Raw genomic sequence first — 20,906 nt, 5'->3', positions numbered from 1 at the left:
ATTTACGCCGTTGGAAGTCCCATCACAGCTTTCACTTCTAAATATTCCTCGATGCCGAAGTCTCCCCATTCTCTTCCGATACCTGATTGCTTAAAGCCGCCAAATGGGGCAAAATAATCTGTTTCGGCATTGTTAATGGTGATTTGACCAGCGCGAATATGCTCAGCGACATATTTTAATGTTTTTTCATCTTTTCCAACAACATACCCGGCAAGGCCATACACTGTATCATTGGCGATCTCAAGGGCATGATCAAGATTCTGATACGTAATGACACTCATGACCGGTCCAAAGATTTCTTCTTGTGCAATGGTCATGTCATTTTTCACATTGGTGAAAATGGTATGTTTGGCGAAATATCCTTTATCGATTCCGTCCGGCTTTCCAGCTCCCCCAGCAAGAAGGGTAGCACCTTCTTCGATTCCTTTTTCAATATAAGATTGAACGGTATCCCACTGCTTTTTAGATACAAGCGGCCCTGTAGCATGATCTTCTCTTGGATCACCAACTGTAAACTTCGGCAGGGCATTCAGTAGCGCTTTTTCAAACTTGTCTTTCATTGATTCTGGTACAAGCACACGCGTAGCTGCAGAACACACTTGCCCTGTATTCATCGCAATATGCTGAATGGCAGTTTCAGCAGCCACATCCACATCTGCATCATCCAAGACGATAAGAGGGGATTTACCGCCAAGCTCAAGAGCGACTTTCTTCACATTGTCCGCTGCGTTTTCCATAATTTTAGAGCCAACAGCACCTGATCCAGTAAATGAAACAAAGTCAATATCAGGATGTGAGCTAATGCCGTCACCAATCACGTCACCCGTTCCGTTTACTAAGTTGAAAACTCCTTTCGGTACGCCTGCTTCATCAATAATTTCTGCAAGAATCATCGCAGCAAATGGTGTAATTTCCGCTGGCTTTAAGACAACTGGTGAGCCTGCCGCAATGGCACCAGCGATTTTAAGAGATGTTTGATTCGTTGGGAAGTTCCACGGTGTTATCAATCCGCTGACGCCAATTGCTTCTTTTATAATGGTATGTCCGCCGCGGTCCTCTGTAAATGTATAAGATTTAAGGGCTTCCGCTGCTTTAGAAAAATGTTCATAGCCCATTTTGTAATGAACTTCTTCGGATACTTTCAGCGGTGCACCGAGCTCTTGTGTCATCACTTCTACAAGTTCATCTTTGCGTTTTTCGTAGCCGCGCACAATGTTTTCCAGCATCTTTACTCGTTCATTTCGAGATGTTTTAGAGAAAGAAGGGAAGGCAGCACGAGCTGCTTTCACTGCCTTATCTAAATCTTCTTTTGTTCCTAAGCTAATGGTGCCAATGGCTTCCTCTGTCGCAGGGTTGATGACCTCTGTCGTTTCGCTTCCTGTTGATGCAACCCATTCTCCGTTAATAAAATGTTTCTCTTGGTTTCTCATTCTGACATGTCTCCTTTTTATATGTGATTCATTCAATATTCTGTTTTCAGCTGATATAAAACTGTACCCACTGTGAAAAATCTAAAACGAACAAACTGCAAAAGAAAAAGTTTCTGATATAATACGCAAAGTGGGACATATGTCCTTTTCAACCTGCGGGCATGTATCATTTAATGGAACTAGACTGAAAAAAGAAGGAGCTTTTGAACGAATGAAAGGTGTTATTTTCGCTTTATTAGGAGGCGCTTGTATTACACTACAAGGCGTAGCCAATGCAAGAATCAGCCAGGATATTGGTACATGGCAGGCAGCCACCATCACGCAGCTGACCGGCTTTATCATCTCGCTCGTCATTTTACTCGTCGTAAGAGACGGACACTTCAGAGAATATCGAAAGGTGCAGCCGCTTTATTTAATTGGCGGCGCATTTGCAGCGATTATTATTTTTAATGAAGTCACCGCGATTCAAATCATCGGTGTGACACTCACTATCGCAGCATTACTGATTGCACAGCTTGCTTTTACCTTTGCAATCGATGCAAAAGGATGGTTTGGTGTTCAGAAAAAGAAAATGAAATGGCCTCATTACGCAGGAATTTTATTGATGGTCACAGGGGTAATCATTTTAAAACTATAAAGGAGGGCATCAGATGGAGGAGCTTCATGATGAATCTCTTTTTGCCTCATATATGAAGGCACATCAATTAGAAAGTGTCTTTCATCAAAAGCTCATATCACACGTGAGTTTGTGGCGCTATGAGCAAGGGGAGCTCGTTTGTTCAAAAGGGGATAAGAGGGAGTACCTGTACTTGTTAGTGAAAGGAAAATTAAAGATTTTCACGACCACAAAGGAAGGGAAAACCTTTATTCTTAGCTTTAAACATCCCCTTGAAGCGATTGGAGATATCGAATACGTTCAGCAGACGGATATGGTCAATACAGTCGAAGCAGTCACAGAAGTACATATGTTAAGGGTTTCTCATCAAGCACTCATGCGCCATGCGAAGGATGACCCACGCATGTTAACCTTTCTGCTAAAAGGGATCACAAACAAATTTTATACAAAATCAAACGATTTGAGTTTCCACCTGTTATATCCTGTAGAGGTCAGGCTTGCAAGCTACTTATTGTCTGTTGTCACAGATGATGACAGCGCAAGCGCCCTTCGTCTCACTGATGCGGCAAGCTTAATCGGTACAAGCTACCGTCATATTAACCGAGTCATTCAGCAATTCTGTGAAAAAGGACTGATAGAAAGGCAGAGAGGAAAGATTACGATTTGTGACCGCAAAGGGCTCCTAGAAATAGCAGAGCACAACATTTATGAATAGAGGAAATGAAGGGATTTATATATGATCATAGGAATAGTATTAGCCATCACGGCTGGCGCACTCGTCAGCTTACAAACCATTTTTAACAGTAAGGTCAATGAGCAGACAGGCTCTTGGTCAACTACCACCCTCGTTCTTGGAATGGGCTTTATTGCTTCACTCCTGATGGGGCTCTTACTAGAGGGAACTGGCATGTTTCGATTAAGACATATGGAAGCGTGGTACTGGATCAGCGGGGTTATTGGTGTAGGAGTGGTCATTTGTCTCGTTCAAAGTATCAAACGGCTTGGACCGACTTATGGCATTTCGATTGTCCTCACGTCACAGCTTGGCTGCGCTCTTTTGTTTGATTCGCTTGGCTGGCTTGGCTTAGAAAAAGTAGAATTCTCTTTGACAAAACTTTTAGGTGTTATTGTGATTGTTGCAGGGATCTTGGTGTTTAAATTGACCAAATTGGAGTCTGCAGAAAAAGATCAATCGCAAGAAAAAGGGCTGCCACAAGAGTAGCTGCCCTACTTTATATCAATCGACGCCATAAAACTGTTATCGCGGATAATCCATTTAAAAGGAGCCTTTTCATCAAAGGCTTTTTTTTCTGTCCATAAGCGCTCGTCTGGTAGACAGTTCGATCTTTAGCAACGAGATAACTGTAGGCGATTTTTCGTTCAATTGCTTGCGTAAGTGATAATGCAAACGGGGCACTGTCAATGACCAAAATGGACTCTGTGTTTAAAAAACTAGACCTCGCATCTAAGTTATATGTCCCAATAATACTCAGGTAATCATCAATCACCATTGATTTCGCATGAATCGAATATGGACCTTCGTATTCATACAAATGAACGCCTGTTTTCATCAATTCCTTTTTTGTACTTAAATATCCAGCAAAGGCTAATGGATTTGGCGTCGCCGTAAGAGAATTCGTCACCACTGTCGTCTGAATCTCACTAGGTAAGGGGGTGAGTCCGGATTTCATTGGGCGTGTTGGAATGACATAAGGCGTCTGTATAAGCACAGAACGCTTTGCCCGGTGCGCAAGATCGTTCAGTTTTTTCAGCACAAGTGGCCGCTTATTAAAGCGTTCCACAGGATTTGTGAAAAAGGCAACCTGTTTCACAGAAGTGGAATCTGCTGCCCAATCAAATGAGGACATCACAAAAGGTTCTTTCGTGCGCACTGCATCATGATAGGATCTGAGCAGCTGTTTTCTTAGCTTTAACCCTTTTTTCGCTTTTGGCTTAGAGAACACAGCTTTTGTTCTTTTTGTGAAATCATGATTCCACAGATAAACGAAATATTGCTCCATTTCATCTAATACTTTTCCCTTTTTGGGGTTATAGAGCAGCACATCACGGTCAAAAGCAAAGTCTTTCGGCGGCTGATCTGCAAAGTATTTATCACCGATATTTCTTCCGCCCATCACAGCCACTCGGCCATCTGCTAGTAGCAGCTTATCGTGTAGCCGATTATGCCACGTCCAAGGCTTGAACAAACGAAAGGGCTCATAAAAACGAATCGACATGTTCGGATGATTTGCTACCGCATAGCGCAAATGCTTTAGCGGCCCGCGCAAACTGTGACAGATGCCATCTAACAACAGCTGCACTTTCACACCCCGATCAGCTGCTTCAATTAAAGCACCTAGTATCCATTCGGCTGTTTTTCCCTTTTGAATGGAATAGTAACTGAGACGGATCATCTTCTTTGCCTCACGAATCATTTGGATCCTCACCTGACCAGATTCAAAGCCGTCGTCAAGAAGCATGACTTGATTTGTCCCCTGATCGTCTCCTGAGATAGAAGAGGCTTTATAAATGCAATGTTCTTTGCATGTTTTTCGAACAGGTAAATAAAACAAAACAAATGCGGTCAAAAATACATAGACGACATAAACAAGGATGAAATAAAACAATAGATGAAGCATTATGATCAGCTCCTTTCACACAGACACAACTTTTCCTTAGTGTATGTCAAAAATGAAATTTCACTCATGTTGGCTTTCAACAAAATATATGACAAAAGAATCAGCTTGTTTTTATTGGGCATTTAATTATAGTATGAAATGAGTAAGGGGGAATCAAATTGAATGAACCACTATTTAACATTCCAACCGAAGTGTATCAAACGTTAAGTGAAACAGAACGTTATTTACTCAACTATATTCACCAGCATTTAGAGGATATCTCCACCTTATCCATCGTCACATTAAGTGAAAGAGCCAATGTGTCGACAGCCACAATTGTCAGGCTGATGAAAAAAATCGGCTACAACGGCTATACATCCTTTAAATATCGATTGAAACAAGAAAAGAAAATGACCGATGCAAGTGATCAGCTCAAAAACATTGATGAAGACATCAAACTAGCGATTCGGAAAAACGAAGAAGAGGTTTTAAAGACGATCCAGCTGCAAAGTATTGGGCAAATTGAAGATGCCGTTCAAAAAATACATAATGCGGACAAAATTTATATTTTCGGCAGAGGCTTCTCAGAGATGATTGCCAAAGAAATGACCATCAAATTACAGCTCATCGGAAAAACATGTGAAGTACATGACGACCCGAATATCATTCGGCTGAAGTCGCGGGATATCGGTAAAAACGAACTTGCAATCTTTGTTTCATTGAATGGCGAAACAGCAGAGCTCGTTGAAGCGTGTCAAAATCTTAGCATGAAGCAAGTCACGACGATTACCGTCACAACGAGAATAGATTCTACATTAAGTAAAATATCAGATATGACTCTGGTCGGATATAAAGGCGAACAATCCTTCTTCCCAGATTATGAGGTCAGATCGCGCTTGTCTCTTCATGTCATCGCCCGCATTTTACTAGATGCCTATGTGATTCGAATGAAATAATTAATAAAGAAGCCTTCGAGACTTTGATCTAGAAGGCTTTTTATCATGAAAACCTTTACACAATCTGAAAACATTTTCACTCCTGCGTATGAGATACTTTCTTTAGAGAAAAGAAAGAAGGTGAAACCAATTGATTTATACCTGCACCTTAAATCCTGCTATTGACCTATATATTGCATTAAAAGAAATGAAGGCAAATGCAGTCAACCGCACGGAAGATGAAGATTATCAGCCGAATGGCAAGGGAGTCAATGTCTCCATTATGTTAAAGAAATATGGATTCACCAGCACTGCATTAGGATTTATTGCTGGGTTTTCAGGTTCTTATATTGAACAATCCTTAAAGGACCTTTCCATTCAAACCGATTTTATCTCAGTTGAAGGAATTACACGCATTAATGTTTTTATTAATACGACTGAAGAATACAAGCTCGTGAACCAGGGACCTGCGATTGAAGAAAAAGCGCTTCACGCCTTTCGTGAAAAAATAGCGGCCATCCCGCAGGGGGACATCCTGATCATGTCAGGCAGCCTGCCAAAGGGCGTACCAGCCAGCATTTTTTCAGAAGTAGCAGCTATTTGTCATCAGAACAACGTCAAGTTTATTTTAGACACAAGTTCCGCAGCAGTTCTTGAGACACTTCAATATAAGCCGTATTTATTAAAACCGAATGAAGAAGAAATCGCTGCTTTTTTCGGCAAAACACATCCTATGTCAGAAAAAGAACTCATTCAATCAGGAGAAAAACTCATTGAGATGGGTGCAGAGCAAGTGCTTATTTCCCGCGGGGGAGAAGGGGCTTTGTTCATTACAAAAGACGCCGTCTTAAAAGGAAACGCACCGACTGGCACTGTGGTAAACACAGCTTGCTCTGGAGATGCAATGCTCGCAGCCTTTCTTAGTAAACAGCTTGAAGGTCATTCACCTGAAGAATGCTTACGTTACGGCATTGCAACAGGCGCATCTACTGCATTTTCTAAAGGCTTAAGTGATTTACATGACATTCATTCATTAATTGATCAAGTACACATTGACAAGATATAAGGGGGAATAGACATGAGCCGTAAAAAAATTGTCGCTGCAACTGGCTGTCCAACAGGCATTGCACATACATTTATGGCAGCTGAGGCATTAAAAATAGCTGCTGAGCAACTAGGGGTCGACATCAAAGTTGAAACGCACGGTCAAGTAGGAATTGAAAACGCTTTAACCGATCAAGACATTTTGGAGGCAGACGGAGTCATTGTCGCAGCTGACAAAGATGTGAATACAGATCGTTTTCACGGCAAACCACTGATTGAAGTGCCTGTAGCGAAGGGTATCCGCACGCCAAATGAACTGATTCAAGGCATTCTGAATGGAGAAGCACCCGTTCATCAAGTGAAAGGAAGAACTTCTGGAACAGAAAAAACATCTGCTCCTTCACCAGTTCAACAAAAGTCGGCGAATAAGTGGATACACACCATCTACAAACATTTAATGAACGGTGTATCACACATGCTTCCATTTGTTGTTGGAGGCGGGGTCTTAATTGCTTTATCTTTTCTATTCGGTATTTACTCAGCTGATCCTCAGCATGAAACATATCATCCGTTTGCTGCCTACTTGAAAAACATTGGCGGACTCGGCTTTAGCTTAATGGTGCCTATTTTAGCAGCATTTATCGCTGACTCAATCGCGAAACGCCCAGGGATGGTTGTCGGATTTATCGGCGGCCTGCTTGCAAACGATGGAGGCGCTGGATTCTTAGGTGGTATTATCGCAGGTTTTGCAGCAGGGTATATCATCGTACTCCTTCAATTCCTGCTTCAAAAATTACCTGCATCACTTGACGGATTAAAATCAATCTTCATCTATCCTGTCATCGGTATATTCTTAATTGGGGCTGTGATGACACCACTATTAGTTCCAATCACAGGTCTAAATAATTCATTAATGGATTTTCTCTCAGCTGTTCAATCCACGAATCCGCTGCTCTTAGGTTTAATTGTTGGAGCGATGTGTGGATTTGATATGGGAGGACCTTTTAACAAAGCAGCCTATGTCACAGGAACGGCTTTACTTGCAGAAGGTAACCTTTACTTCATGGCAGGTGTGTCAGCAGCATGTATCACACCACCGCTTATCATTGCGATTGCCACAACGATTTTCCGAAAACATTTCACACCGCAGGAACGAAATGCAGGGGCCATCAACTATATTCTAGGAGCGACACATATAACAGAAGGGGCCATCCCATTTGCGGCTAAAAACCCGGTCGTTGTCCTGCCAATTATCATGTTTGGCTCCGCCATCTCTGCTATATTGACGTATCTCTTTGGCGTACAGGTTCCAGCTCCGCATGGCGGATTCCTTGTCCTTCCAGTCGTCACAGGCGCATTCCAGTGGGTACTATCCATACTGATCGGATCACTTGTAGGTGCCATTCTATACGGACTGTATCGTAAAAAAATAGACAAACCCGCAGTTTAATAGGGAGGAAGAGAAATAATGGAACATATTTATATGAATCTTCATGAAACCGCGTCGTCACAGGCTGGCGTTTTCGCAGCCATTGCTGATATTGCCTACAAAGCAGGTATTTGTACATCACCAGAGGATGTTAAAAAAGGCTTAGCTGAAAGAGAAGCGCTGAGCACAACTGGATTTCAAGATGGATTTGCCATTCCGCATACACAAACAGACGCCATCACAAAACCAGCACTCGTGATCGTCCGTACAGAAACAGGCATTGAATGGGACGCTTTTGATGGGAAACCTTGCTTTTTCTTCTTATCCTTACTGATCCCCAAAAGTGAAGCAGGGACGACTCATCTAAAGGCACTTTCTGCCCTTTCACGAGGATTAATGGATGAAGCGAAACGACAAAAGCTGCTGGAAACAAGAACAAATGAAGACATGCTGACTGTATTAGAAACAGATATTTTAACGAGAGAGGATGTTTGATCATGCCTTTACTATCCACAACACCAATGCTTGAGACTGCGAAAAAAGAAAAATACGGAATCGTTGCATTCAATGTACATTCCTTTGACAGTATTTATTGGGTGCTCGAAACGGCAGCAGAATTAAAATCACCTGTCATTTTGCAAACAACGGTTGGAACCGTTCAATCTCTAGGAGCAAAAGCGATTGCAGATACAGTCAAAGCGGCGGCTGATCAATATCAAATCCCGATCGGCCTGCACCTCGATCACTGTACGGACTTTGATGTGATTCTCACCTGTATTCGTGCGGGATATACATCCGTCATGATCGATGCATCGATGCATTCATATGAAGAAAATGTTCGCCGTACAAAAGAAGTGGTGGACCTCGCATTAAAAGTAGGGGTGAACGTTGAAGCTGAACTAGGCAAGGTGGGCGGCGTAGAGGATGATATCGTTGTTGATGAAAAGGATGCTGAAAAAGCCATTCCATCAGAATGCCGTCAATTTGTAGAAGAAACTGGAGTACCAACTTTAGCACCTGCAATTGGTACCGCACACGGCATTTATAAAGGGGTACCGGATATTGACTTTGACCGCATTGAACAAATTGCATCGCTGGTCGATGTTCCCCTTGTGCTACACGGAGGTTCCGCTGTTCCGGATGAAGACGTCAGACGATGTGTGGCACTTGGTATGGCAAAGGTCAATGTCTCAACTGAATTAAAAAATGCGTACTCTGAAGCCATTCGTGATCATTTCTCAAACGAACCGGAAAGCTTAGATCCACGGATGTATTTACAAAAAGCGAAACAAGCAGCAAAAGATATGGTCACATCGAAAATACGTATCGTTGGCAGTGAGGGCAAAGCCCATCCTCTATATCAGTGAAACAAAAAAGCAGAGCCGCTTAAGCTCTGCTTTTTCACATTATTCGTTTTCTTTCATTTCATTTGATGTGCGTACACGTGCATTTCCCATGAACAGGACCGTAATCGCTGCAAGGGCAATAGGAAACAACGCAATCAAAAATACGTACGTAATACTTTGTGACATCGCATCAATGACTTTATTTAAAATATCAGGCGGAATTTGTGAACGGGCACCTTCTTGGAAAATGGCTTGCGGATCGCCTATTTGAGAAGAGGCTCCTTTCATTCCGCTAAAGGCTTCTGCTAAGCGATTCGATAGGACATTGGTTTGAATCGTCCCAAAAATCGTGACACCAAGTGTCATCCCAAGTGATCTCATAAATGAATTGGTCGAGTTTGCACTGCCTCGATAACGAGGGGCTAGATCATTCATTGAAGCTGACGGCAGAAGGGAGAAGCTGAAGCCGACACCAAAGCCTGATATCATCATAAAGATTGTGAGCCAAATTCTAGCTGTATCTGGTGACATATTGGCAAGAAGCAGCATCCCCGCGAAAAATGAAATAACAGAGATCGTCATAAGACGTCTGAAAGGCACTTTCGTCTGCATCGTTCCGCCAATCATACTGCCAATGACAGACCCTATCATCATCGGTGTTAAAATGAACCCTGCACTTGTCGCTGATTCACCGTACACTGCCTGAACGAAAATAGGAATGAAGACAGCAAGAATAATAAATGTTCCGCCATATAAAAACGCCAAAATTTGAGATGTCGCAAATAAACGATTTTTAAACATCCAAAATGAAATAATCGGTTCCTCTGCTTTTCGCTCAACAATAAAGAAGATGGTACCGAACACAAGAAACACGGCAAAAAGGGTGAGGATTTGCACTGAATCCCACGCATAAGATTTACCGCCAAGCTCAAGTGCGAACATCAAGCTCACAACCGCCACGACAAGTGTGATAGCACCTGACCAGTCAATTTTTTGCTTGCGATGTTCTAGTGATTCCTGGTAGTATCTCGCAATCAAGAACACACTAACAATACCAATTGGCACGTTAATATAGAAAACCCAGTGCCAGCCGATTGAATCTGTGATAATAGCCCCTAAGAGCGGTCCTAGTACACTCGATAAACCAAACACTGCACCAAACATACCCGACATTTTTCCACGCTTTTCAGGCGGGAAGATATCAAAGATGATTGTAAACGCGATTGGAAGAAGGGCGCCGCCTCCAAGCCCTTGAATGGCTCGGTAAATAATGAGCTGATCCATCGTTTGTGCGATACCGCACAGCGCTGATCCAATTAAAAAGAAAATAAGTCCAAACAGAAAAAAACGCTTTCGACCATACATATCAGAAAGCTTTCCGTAAATCGGCATTCCAGCCATTACTGCCACCATGTAAGAAGCCGTCACCCAAGCAAATTTATCAAAACTGCCCAAATCTGCTACGATGCTTCCCATTGCTGTTGCAACAATGGTATTGTCCATCGCCGCCATAAAAATTCCTAACAGCAAACCGATGACAACAAAGCGAGTGGATGCCTTGCCTTTATCCACATGATTCATTTCATTTACCTCCTGCTTACGTTCTCTCCTTATTTTTGCTATGATCAACTTAAATATAAAGTAAGAGAACATTTATCTTGATGATCAAGATAGTTTATTTTAAAGGGAGGAGAACAAGTTGTCAATAAAGAACGACGCAGAAGACAGAGCAGACCTGATCATCCATACAATGAGGCGTCTCGCCACACGAACGGTTTTATTCCACCAAGCGGCCGCACAATCGCTTGGCCTTTTCCCAACAGACCTGAAATCAGCCGATTTGTTAAACGAACTCGGTCCTCTCACAGCAGGAGAATTAAGTGAAAAAACAGGTCTTAGCTCAGGTGCAGTCACAGCTCTGATTGACCGCCTTGAAAAAGCGGGCTACGCAAAAAGAGAAAAGGACCCAAAAGACAAACGAAGAGTTATCATCGTTCCATTAACGGCAGGGAAATCACAGGTAAAAGAACTTTTCCAATCCTTATCAGCATCAACCAAACAGCTCACAAACGAATACAAACGAGAAGAATTAGACTTAATTATTCAATTTATTACCGAAGCAGCAGATATTATGGACCAAGAGCTGCAATTGCTTAAGTCTAAGTCGTAAGAGAGCACAATGTGAAGGGTGTGTTTTTCTATTAGTTGTTTAAAAAAAGGTAGTGCGGATTATAATTGGCGCAATTAGTGCCCTCATCCTTACCATGGAAGTGCTCTATAACTCTTGTTTACAATGGAACATCTCAAATGATTTTAATTAAAAGATGTTTTAAAAATCGTGTCTTAATGATTACTGACGATGGCGAGGCTAAAGCGCTCTAATAAAACACGGATCATTTACATATTAAGAACTGTTTTTGTATCTATATTCCTATTTAATGACAAACTTTGTGTTGGTAAAATTGACCTTGTCAATGAATAGGAAGGAGTGAATTCCGCTGGGGAAGATACTTGATGCAAAAGCACTAACAAGTGCCATGGATGCAAGAGCAAAACACTACCAGGAACTCCGTGAACAAATGGTCAATTTAAAAAAGACACTTCAGGGCGTGGCAAACCTCGGTGATGATTTCACGGGAAAAGGTGCCGATAACATTAAAAGTTTCTACAAAGAACTCGCCGGAAATGTGGACATGTTTATTAGCTTTATTGATAAGCAAAAAGCGTTCCATGAAGGTGTTTCTGGGACACTAGATGATACAAACTTTGGCGGCGACACCTTTGTAGAAGAACACTTTTTAGATAACGCTGTACATATGGGCATCAAAAATGCCAAAAGCATTGTAAAGGATCAAAAAAAGGCACTTAAAACGATTTTTCAAGACATCGACGACCTCATTTCTCTAGAAGTATTTGATAGCCAAACCTTTGATGAAAAGATTGCAGATGCGGAAGACGAGCGAAAAAAGACAGTGAAAGACCTAAGAGAGCTTGATCAAAATATAAAAAATGAATATGCTTTGTCAGAAACGGAGCAGCAAGCTACAATGGCATTGTACACAGAAATGATGAATGCCACAAATGATGGAAAAGCGATTTCTCCAATGAATTTTGACAAGAAAGCGTATCAAAATAGCGAAATCTACAAAGCAAAAAGCGATATTGAAAAGCAAACTTCTGAATATCTGAAAATCAAAAAAGAACAAGAAGAAGCCCGCGAAATCGCAAAGGAACAAGAAGCACTCGCCAACCGTCCTTGGTACGAAAAAGCACTTGATTATGGCGGGAATATTGTGAATGAACTAACTGGCGTGAACGATGCAAAACGCGCCGCAACGGGCGTTGACCCGATCACAGGCGAAGAACTTACGGCAGGACAGCGCGTCGCCGCAGGCGGCATGGCAGCCGCAGGATATATTCCAATCGTCGGCTGGGCAGGACGCATTTTCAAAGGCGGAAAAGCTGTCTATAAAACGACCCAAGCTACATCAGCTGCAGTCAGGGCAGTGGACATTTACAAGACGTCACAAAAGTCTTTTGACGCCTTAAAAACATCGCAAAAAGGTTTATATGGCCTCACCGCCACCAACGGCTTCAGCGAAGCAATTACTGGTAGAGATATGTTCGGGAATAAGATCTCGAAAGAACAGCAGGAGGCGAGTATGAATGCGGCGCTTGGAATGCTTTTGCCGTTTGGAGCGAAAGGGTTTCATGGAAAGATGGGAATTCAGGGTGCAGGTAGAGATTCTGCTAGAAGAACTGTAATTAGTCCAGAAATTGAAGCTAAGATTCTAGAAGGACAACGGAAGGTTCCCAAAAATCAGTTAATAGGTGGCCATTCGTCTAGAATTAATAATGATAATGAAAAATTTGCAGTTGAAGTATTATCAACAAATGCGGATGGTACAAAAAATGTTGTATTTACAAAACAGTTTTCTGATGGAAATATCTCTAAAATTAAAAAAAGCACGCTCTTTCCTGATTCTTGGAAGGATGAGAAAATTCTCAAAAGTATTACCGACGTGGGAGATACAGCAGCTATTTCATCAAGATTAAGAGATAGAGCAACTTGGCATAGAGCACGTATTGATGGTGTAGAAATTGATGTGATTAAAGTGGGGAAAGATGTAACTAGCGGGTATCCGACAGGTACAGAAAATGCTTTACGCCCATCAGGATTTTAATTTAAATGGAGGTATTGATGTGTTTAAGGAATTAGATAATCTTTTATCTGCTGATACAACGGTAGATTCGTGGTATGACGACGGGTGTTTGATTGCTAGTGAGATTCTCTCGGATTTTAGCTTGAACGATTGGGAAGAATTATCAAATCAGGTACGCAATAAGCCAATAGAGTGGCAGCGGAAAATTGCGTACTGTCTAGATAATGAGTGCAATGAATATGAGTTAAATATTTTAATGGATTTGTTGAATATTAATGATAAAGAACTATTTGAGATCTGTATCGATACATTGAGAAGTTTTCCAATTGAGGAAGGCAAAAAATTGATATTGGAGCATCCTCAAATTTTAGAACGTGCAAATCATGTGTTGACTACTACTGCGAATTCACCAGTAAAATTAGTTCTTCAAGATTTCCTTTCAAAAATGAATTCAAATTAGTTGATTTTTAATGAGATTATACAAAAAAACCTTGAATGGCTTAATACCTTTCAAGGTTTTTGGTGTTAATGGACTTCAAGCCGAGAAAAAACGAGAAAAGGCCGACAAAAAGGGGACCTTTTTTCCTAAGTGGATCATCGTATGATAGAGACAGGCAAAACCAACGTGAATATTTTGTCCAGAAGGAAGAACCTGCGGACGCTAGCACTTGTGACAGCTGTAACTGAAGTCGGGAAAAAGAATCAGTCCAGAGAAAGTCATGTGCAGCTGGACGGAACCATCATTCCTTTGGATGAGGAATTCGAGATACTAGGAAGCGGAGAGCGGTGCATGTTTCCTAGAGATACAAAACTGTCTCCGAAAGAGCGAGTAAACTGTCATTGTGCGGTTGGTCCTGTGGTTGATCCTGTTATTCTAGGATTGTCAGCTGAGGAAAAAGAATCAATGAGAATTCTAAAGTAATCTCTCCATTTTGTAGTAGATGATGTATAATTTTACTTAAAATAATTGAGGGAGAAAATGTTTATGACTATATTGGAACAAATTGATAATCATAGCTTATTTAATGAATTATCTGAACTCAAGGTAGAAGTAGATAGTTTGTTAAATGATGAAGAATTTATTGCAGAACTCGATGAGGAGGGAACAGAATTAGTTAACAGGGTTAAGCTAGTCATAGATTACATTGATAATAGTATTAATTCTTCTGACAGTATGTTGTTAAGAGAGGCCCATCTGAACAATATGAGAACACATATAAATAATATAAAAGTCTGGTTGAGAAATAAAGATTATTTAGAAAATCAAAATAATCGTAATCACTTGAATAATGCTTTAAATAACATTCTAGATTCTAGTGTATATATCCTTCTAACAACTAGGGAGAATATAGATAGTATTAGAGAAGCAGCAACTGGCTTTCGGAGATCTATAGGTATGCAAAAATTCGGAAGCTGATCACATAGCAAGGCAATATTGGGTATTTCTTATTCTTATATCTTATAAGGTCATTCAAAATTCCCCAGTACATCTATGACCTCATTACAAAGGTTTTCTATCACGTTTCAGAAGACAAATGACTCCTTGTATACAAGTCTCAAAGCACACTCATAAGAGTGTGCTTTTTCTTATAACAAAAGAGCACCCAAAAACCTGCACAGCATTTGCTGAAAACATTTGGGCTTCTTTGACGCATGTGAGTTGATTAGACTTATAACCAAAGAGAAGAAAGGAGGAATTCCAACTGCACTTAACCAAAAGAGGCACGACTTTACTATCAATGCTGATTCACACGACATCTTATTTATCAATTGAAGATTTACAGAATCGATTGAATGTCTCTACTCGAACCGTCTACTCTGAAATCAAACGCATGAATAGCTGGCTGGACACACATCAGCTTAGTGGCGTTCAGCGAAAAGATCAACTTGGCTACTACTTACACCCACATGAAAAAGAAGTCATTATTCAAAAAGCGAACAGCATTCTCGTTGGTGATGATTATGAACCATGTGTAATGGAAAGAAGAGCTATTCTGCTCTTATCTATTGCATGCAGTGAGAAATGTCTAAAAATTGATGATTTTATGAAGCTCACCAAAGTGAGCCGGAATACATTGCTTGAAGATATGAAACAGCTAAAAGAAGCACTTTCAAAGCAGCAGCTCACGCTTCACTATCAGGCAGCCTTCGGCTATTTGATTTCAGGAGAAGAAAGAGCGATTCGATTGGCTCTGAAACCTTATATTCATTCCATTCGCACCATGATAAAAAATGAAAAAGCTTTTCCATCTCTTTGGTTAAAGGGGCCTATTTCATATAACAGGTTAAAATATCTCCTCGAGCAGTCAGAACAAGAGCTTCAGCTCGAGTTTGCTGATGACATGCTGGATCAGCTGTCTTTGGATCTCTTTTTCTACTTTAAGCGGATGAAGCTAGGACGTGCTATACACCTTTCAAACGAAGAAAAGCGTACATTGCAGGAAACTGAGGAATGCTTGGCGGCTATTCGTTTCATGGCACGAATTCAAAAAGAAACGGGTCTTCAAGTGCATGATGATGAAATCTATTTTCTTAGCACTCTATGGCTCAGCGCTAAGAAACAAAAGCTTCCATCAAGTCAAAAGCCAGAAGAGCATCTCATTCGCACCATTGCCAGACAAATGATTTTTGATTTTCAGCGGTATGCATGTATCTCCTTTCAAGAGTACGAAGCCTTGGAGCAAAACTTAACCATGCATCTCATCCCTGCCTATTACAGACTCATCTATCACATTGATATCAACAATGAATTAACAGAATCTATTAAAAAAACACAGCCAGAGGTGTTTGATATCACTCAAAAGGTCGTATGTCATTTAGAAAAGGCGACCTGCTCCAAGATAAGTGAGCATGAAATTGCTTACGTGGCGATGCATTTTGGTGGTTGGATGAGAAGAGAAGGGATTTCGCCAATTGTGCGGCGTTCTGTATACATTGTTTGCGGCGAAGGAATTGGCACAAGTCACATGCTGAAAACACAGCTTATCGAATTAATCGGTTATATCGAAGTACGTGATCTATTATCAAAGCGCTCATATGAACAACTGTCATCGATTGATGTCGACTTTGTTGTGTCAACAACACCTATTTCGTTTAAAGGAAAGCCAGTTCATCTCGTTCATCCCATCCTTACTGCCTATGAGAAAAAAACCTTGCTTCAATATGGAGAAAGTGCCGAAACCATGTTTGATAAGAACAATGTGAACGCTTTATTCAACATCATTCAAGAGCATACCATCGTACAAAATGAAAAAGCACTGCTTCGTGATCTTAAAGAGCTGCTTCATCCCGCATATGTATCCCATCAGAAAGGGTGGAAACCAGTGTTAAACGATTTATTAACAGAAAAAACCATTCATCTCCAACAAACAGCAGAAACATGGCAAGAGGCCATCACAAAAGCAGCGCAGCCTTTACTCGAACAAAATGCCATTCAGAAAGGTTATGTGGATGCCATGATTCAGTCCGTTGACCAAAATGGACCTTATATTGTGATTGCACCACAAGTAGCCATTCCACATGCCAGACCAGAGGACGGCGTGAACGAATTAAGTATGTCACTCATGTCATTCGAACGGCCCGTTTTTTTCTCTAAGGATGAAAAAAAACCGGTTCGTCTCATCATCGTGCTAGCAGCCATTGACAGTATGACCCACCTAAAAGCACTCAAACAGCTGACTATGCTGTTAAGTGATGAAAAGCGAAGGAAACAACTGGTTGAAGCAAAGGAATTAACATCGGTGCAAAAACTAATTGATCAATTTTCACAACGATAAAGGAGGAAAAAGAGAATGAAAAAAATTCTTGTTGTATGCGGAAACGGATTAGGAAGCAGCTTCATCGTGGAAATGAATGTCAAAAAAGCATTAGAAGAGTTAGGGCTTGCAGCTGAAGTGGACCATACTGATCTCAGCACAAGTAAAAATGAACAAGCTGATCTATATATCGGAGCAACAGACATTATTGATCAGCTGGATGACGGCACAAGAACGGTCGCTGGATTAAATAACTTGTTAGACCAGGAAGCTATTAAAGACGTCCTTCGCAAACACATATAAGCCACGAAAAAGGGGGGATTCATATCATGATGGAACTGATCATGAACGATATATTGGGTACACCGGCAATTCTCATCGGTTTGTTTGCACTGGCCGGTTTACTTTTGCAGAAAAAATCAGCCGCAGATACCGTGTCAGGCACCTTAAAAACAACCATGGGTTTTGTCATATTAGGAGCAGGCGCAACGGTCGTGTCTGATTCACTTGGAGTTTTCCGAAAAATGTTTGAAGCAGCATTTCACATTCAAGGAGTTGTGCCAAATACAGATGCCATGGCAGCCATTGCTCAAAAGGAATTCGGAACACAGACAGCTCTCATTATGATTTTTGGCATGCTGGTCAATTTGTTATTGGCAAAATTCACGCCCTTTAAATACGTTTTTTTAACAGGACACCATACCTTGTATATGGCTGCAATGCTCGCAGTCGTTCTCTCGACAGGTGGAATGAAAGGAGCGTTTCTTGTCACCACCGGTTCGATTATATTAGGAACCGCTATGGTCATTGCACCCGCTATTCTTCAGCCATTCACAAGGAAAGTCACTGGAAGCGATGATCTTGCGCTTGGACACTTCAGTACCTTCGGTTATTTTACAGCGGGAATGATTGGAAAATGGATCGGTCGTTCAGAGAGATCAACAGAAACCATTCAAGTGCCTAAATCACTCGGCTTTCTACGAGATACATCTGTGGCCATTTCAATCACGATGGCTTTGCTGTTCTTTGCGATTGCACCGTTTGCTGGGATTCCCTTTATAGAACAAATGAGTGGGGGCACGAACTTCGCTGTCTTCATTCTCATTCAGGCGATAACCTTTGCTGCTGGTGTGTACATTATTTTAGCCGGGGTACGGATGGCAATCGGTGAAATTGTGCCTGCTTTCAAAGGAATTGCCGATCGGTTTGTGAAAGGGGCAAAACCGGCACTTGATGCACCAACCGTTTTTCCATTTGCTCCAAATGCAGTCATTATCGGTTTTTTATGCAGTTTTGCAGGAGGCATTGTATCTATTTTTCTTTTACCTTTGTTTGGTTTAACTGTCATCGTTCCTGGTCTTGTCCCGCACTTTTTTTGCGGCGCTACAGCAGGAGTGTATGGTAATGCAACTGGAGGCGTGAGAGGGGCTGTCGCTGGGGCCTTTGTGAATGGATTACTTCTTTCCTTTTTACCCGCTTGTTTATTACCTGTGTTAGGAACCCTTGGTTTTGAAGGGACAACTTTTGGAGATACAGACTTTGGTATCATCGGAATCTTAATTGGATTGATCAAGCTTTTATTTCAACTGTAAAAAGGAGGCTTCTGAGAATGACAGCCATTTTTTCACCTTCACTGATGTGTATGGATTTAACGCACTTCCGCGAACATATTCATATTCTCAACACAAGGGCAGATCGATATCATGTCGATGTCATGGATGGTCATTACGTGAAAAATATCACCTTATCACCCTTTTTCATAGAACAGCTTCGAAAACTAACAGATCGACCCATTGATGTGCATCTTATGGCAGAATCCCCCCAAGAATTTTTAATCGATGCCTGCATTGATGCAGGGGCAAGCATGATCTGCTTACACCCAGAGGTTGTGCAAAGAGACGTTTTTAGGATCATTCGGCATATTCATCAAAGAGACTGTGAGGTCGGATTTGTCTTAAATCCGGCCACACCAATTGAAGCATTAGATTCCTATCTACATTTAATAGACCGAGTGACGATCATGACGATTGATCCAGGCTTTGCAGGTCAGCCTTTTATTAAAGAAATGCTTCAGAAAATTAAACAGGTGAAAGCGGTAAAAGAGAAGAGAGGATACTCATTTTCAATTGAAGTAGACGGCTCTTGTAATGAGCACACGTTCCGGCAGCTTGCTGAGGCAGGAAACGAGATCTATATTATCGGAAACTCAGGTTTATTCGGCCTTCACCAGCAACTCGACACGGCTTGGGAGACAATGAAGCAATTGTTTTCAAAAGAAACAGCCTCAATTGAATCACGTGAGTAAAAGAGGATGAAACAACCCTCTTTTTTTACGCAATTTTACTAAACTTTTGCATCCAACCAAAACATGCTCAAAAATAAAATAAAAAATCACAAATCCACACTTGAAAGCGCTTCATCAACGTGGTATTCTTCAAATATCTTTAGTAAATATTTAGTCAAAAACCAAGAGGAGTTTGCCTATGACCACACTCAAAGATATTGCTCATGATGCAAAAGTGTCCGTTTCTACTGTATCCCGTGTGTTAAATGGCGATCAAACCCTTGCCGTTTCTCACGCAACAAGACAAAACATCCTCGACATTGCAAAGAAGTTAAACTATACCCCCGTGAGAGCAAGAAAAGCCGATCAAGCAGAGGAAAAAAGCCCATCTGAATCCCCAGTCATCGGTATCGTAGTCGCTCAATCCATTGACGAAGAATTAAATGATCCCTTTTTTTCATCGATTCGAAAAGGAATTGAAAAAGAATATGCCAAACAAGGGCTGTCTACCCTTCATACCTTTCGCCTGAGAAGCATGGATAAAGGTGCGATGCTAAAAGATATTGACGGTTTGATCGTCATTGGACGAATCAGTCCTGATACGGTTGAAAAAATGACTAATCGAATGGAACACATTGTTTTTATCAATCATTATGCGGATGAGGATTTGTATGATTGTGTACATGTTGATTTTGTCAGAGCGGCAGATCGAGCAATTCGCCATTTGCAATCACTTGGCTATACACATCTAGGCTATATTGGCGGAAAGGAGCGTGAGCATTATTTCGAAGGGAATGCTGTGATTGAGGACGAAAGACAAACGACGTTTATGAAGAGAATGCAAGAAGCAGGTGGTCTTCATCTGGATGACATCCATATTGGGGAATACTCCATGCAAGAAGGCTATTCGCTCATGAAGCAAGCCATAACAAATGGAAACCTGCCACAAGCCTTTTTTATCGGAAGTGATTCAATGGCGATTGGCGCAATGCGCGCGCTCAATGAAGCCGGTCTGCGTGTTCCTTTAGATGTATCCATTGTTGGGTTTAATGACATTGAAGCAGCTTCATTTTCAAGCCCGCCACTTACAACCGTCAAAGTATATACAGAAGAAATGGGGGAAGTCGGTTTGAAGCTTTTGCTTGAGAGAATAAACGGCAGAAAGCTTCCTCTAAAAGTCGTCGTGCCAACCAAACTCATCGAAAGAGGCAGCACATGCCTCATCCATGAAAGGGGGTGAACCCGAGATTTCAGCAAACAAAAAAGAGACAAAAAAGCAGAAAGCA

At 41.4% G+C, this 20,906-nt stretch carries 20 protein-coding genes and 1 pseudogene; 18 read left to right on the top strand and 3 right to left on the bottom strand.

Features of this window, described 5'->3' with window-relative positions:
* Positions 1-2 precede the first annotated feature (2 nt).
* Positions 3-1,430: an aldehyde dehydrogenase family protein gene (locus MHH68_RS09110; RefSeq protein WP_306012214.1), complete on the bottom strand. Its 1,428-nt coding sequence runs from the start codon at positions 1,428-1,430 to the stop codon at positions 3-5.
* A 211-nt stretch (positions 1,431-1,641) separates the two neighbouring features.
* On the opposite strand from MHH68_RS09110, the gene MHH68_RS09105 reads away from it, so the two are divergent.
* The 3 genes from MHH68_RS09105 to MHH68_RS09095 are packed head-to-tail and all read left to right on the top strand — an operon-like array spanning position 1,642 to position 3,268.
* Positions 1,642-2,067, top strand: a complete 426-nt coding sequence (locus tag MHH68_RS09105) for a DMT family transporter (RefSeq protein ID WP_144461975.1) — start codon at positions 1,642-1,644, stop codon at positions 2,065-2,067.
* Between the two features lie 13 nt (positions 2,068-2,080).
* Positions 2,081-2,761, top strand: coding sequence for a Crp/Fnr family transcriptional regulator (locus MHH68_RS09100; RefSeq protein ID WP_169056624.1), 681 nt, complete (start codon positions 2,081-2,083; stop codon positions 2,759-2,761).
* Positions 2,762-2,782: 21 nt separating this feature from the next.
* Positions 2,783-3,268, top strand: coding sequence for a DMT family transporter (locus MHH68_RS09095; protein WP_339165772.1), 486 nt, complete (start codon positions 2,783-2,785; stop codon positions 3,266-3,268).
* 10 nt (positions 3,269-3,278) lie between these two features.
* Here MHH68_RS09095 and MHH68_RS09090 read toward each other — a convergent pair whose 3' ends face one another.
* The gene (locus MHH68_RS09090) at positions 3,279-4,685 is read right to left on the bottom strand and encodes a phospholipase D family protein (RefSeq protein ID WP_169056622.1); all 1,407 of its coding nucleotides are present in this window, start codon (positions 4,683-4,685) and stop codon (positions 3,279-3,281) included.
* Positions 4,686-4,843: 158 nt separating this feature from the next.
* On the opposite strand from MHH68_RS09090, the gene MHH68_RS09085 reads away from it, so the two are divergent.
* The 5 genes from MHH68_RS09085 to MHH68_RS09065 all read left to right on the top strand — a co-directional run bounded on the left by MHH68_RS09085 (position 4,844) and on the right by MHH68_RS09065 (position 9,439).
* Positions 4,844-5,620 carry a MurR/RpiR family transcriptional regulator gene (locus MHH68_RS09085; protein WP_061408067.1) on the top strand — a complete coding sequence of 259 codons (777 nt, stop codon included), beginning with the start codon at positions 4,844-4,846 and terminating at the stop codon, positions 5,618-5,620.
* Between the two features lie 130 nt (positions 5,621-5,750).
* Entirely contained in the window at positions 5,751-6,665 is a 915-nt protein-coding gene (gene pfkB / locus MHH68_RS09080; RefSeq protein WP_058015607.1) for a 1-phosphofructokinase, read from the top strand.
* Positions 6,666-6,677: 12 nt separating this feature from the next.
* Positions 6,678-8,093 (top strand): PTS fructose transporter subunit IIBC, encoded by a 1,416-nt coding sequence (locus tag MHH68_RS09075; RefSeq protein WP_339165771.1) that lies wholly within the window; start codon positions 6,678-6,680, stop codon positions 8,091-8,093.
* Positions 8,094-8,108: 15 nt separating this feature from the next.
* A complete protein-coding gene (locus MHH68_RS09070; RefSeq protein WP_012010167.1) occupies positions 8,109-8,567 on the top strand; it encodes a fructose PTS transporter subunit IIA in 459 nt (152 codons plus the stop codon).
* 2 nt (positions 8,568-8,569) lie between these two features.
* Positions 8,570-9,439, top strand: coding sequence for a class II fructose-bisphosphate aldolase (locus MHH68_RS09065; RefSeq protein WP_003210866.1), 870 nt, complete (start codon positions 8,570-8,572; stop codon positions 9,437-9,439).
* Between the two features lie 39 nt (positions 9,440-9,478).
* On the opposite strand, the gene MHH68_RS09060 is transcribed toward MHH68_RS09065, so the two are convergent.
* Positions 9,479-10,999, bottom strand: a complete 1,521-nt coding sequence (locus tag MHH68_RS09060; protein ID WP_058015610.1) for an MDR family MFS transporter — start codon at positions 10,997-10,999, stop codon at positions 9,479-9,481.
* Positions 11,000-11,168: 169 nt separating this feature from the next.
* On the opposite strand from MHH68_RS09060, the gene MHH68_RS09055 reads away from it, so the two are divergent.
* The 10 genes and pseudogenes from MHH68_RS09055 (at position 11,169) to MHH68_RS09010 (ending at position 20,860) form a co-directional block, all read left to right on the top strand.
* On the top strand, positions 11,169-11,588 hold the full coding sequence (locus tag MHH68_RS09055) for a MarR family transcriptional regulator (RefSeq protein ID WP_058015696.1): 420 nt from the start codon (positions 11,169-11,171) through the stop codon (positions 11,586-11,588).
* A 328-nt stretch (positions 11,589-11,916) separates the two neighbouring features.
* Positions 11,917-13,602, top strand: coding sequence for a T7SS effector LXG polymorphic toxin (locus tag MHH68_RS09050; protein WP_339165786.1), 1,686 nt, complete (start codon positions 11,917-11,919; stop codon positions 13,600-13,602).
* 19 nt (positions 13,603-13,621) lie between these two features.
* Positions 13,622-14,041, top strand: a complete 420-nt coding sequence (locus tag MHH68_RS09045; RefSeq protein ID WP_058015611.1) for a hypothetical protein — start codon at positions 13,622-13,624, stop codon at positions 14,039-14,041.
* Positions 14,042-14,272: 231 nt separating this feature from the next.
* A pseudogene (locus MHH68_RS09040) lies at positions 14,273-14,503 on the top strand (hypothetical protein); the annotation flags it as partial.
* A gap of 63 nt (positions 14,504-14,566) precedes the next feature.
* Entirely contained in the window at positions 14,567-14,998 is a 432-nt protein-coding gene (locus MHH68_RS09035) for a hypothetical protein (RefSeq protein WP_339165770.1), read from the top strand.
* A 286-nt stretch (positions 14,999-15,284) separates the two neighbouring features.
* Positions 15,285-17,357 (top strand): BglG family transcription antiterminator, encoded by a 2,073-nt coding sequence (locus tag MHH68_RS09030; protein ID WP_339165785.1) that lies wholly within the window; start codon positions 15,285-15,287, stop codon positions 17,355-17,357.
* 15 nt (positions 17,358-17,372) lie between these two features.
* The gene (locus MHH68_RS09025) at positions 17,373-17,639 is read left to right on the top strand and encodes a PTS sugar transporter subunit IIB (RefSeq protein ID WP_061408048.1); all 267 of its coding nucleotides are present in this window, start codon (positions 17,373-17,375) and stop codon (positions 17,637-17,639) included.
* Positions 17,640-17,665: 26 nt separating this feature from the next.
* Positions 17,666-18,928: a PTS ascorbate transporter subunit IIC gene (locus tag MHH68_RS09020; protein ID WP_339165769.1), complete on the top strand. Its 1,263-nt coding sequence runs from the start codon at positions 17,666-17,668 to the stop codon at positions 18,926-18,928.
* A gap of 17 nt (positions 18,929-18,945) precedes the next feature.
* Complete coding sequence (gene alsE / locus MHH68_RS09015; RefSeq protein WP_306012208.1) at positions 18,946-19,641, top strand: D-allulose 6-phosphate 3-epimerase; 696 nt, start codon at positions 18,946-18,948, stop codon at positions 19,639-19,641.
* 178 nt (positions 19,642-19,819) lie between these two features.
* A complete protein-coding gene (locus MHH68_RS09010) occupies positions 19,820-20,860 on the top strand; it encodes a LacI family DNA-binding transcriptional regulator (RefSeq protein ID WP_339165768.1) in 1,041 nt (346 codons plus the stop codon).
* The last annotated feature ends 46 nt before the right edge of the window (positions 20,861-20,906 follow it).

The organism is Bacillus sp. FSL K6-2841 (assembly GCF_037976435.1).
In the GTDB taxonomy this organism is placed as follows: Bacteria; Bacillota; Bacilli; order Bacillales; family Bacillaceae; genus Bacillus; species Bacillus pumilus.
The sequence above is the reverse complement of the archived record's forward strand: the minus strand, read 5'-3'. Positions and strand labels throughout refer to the sequence as shown.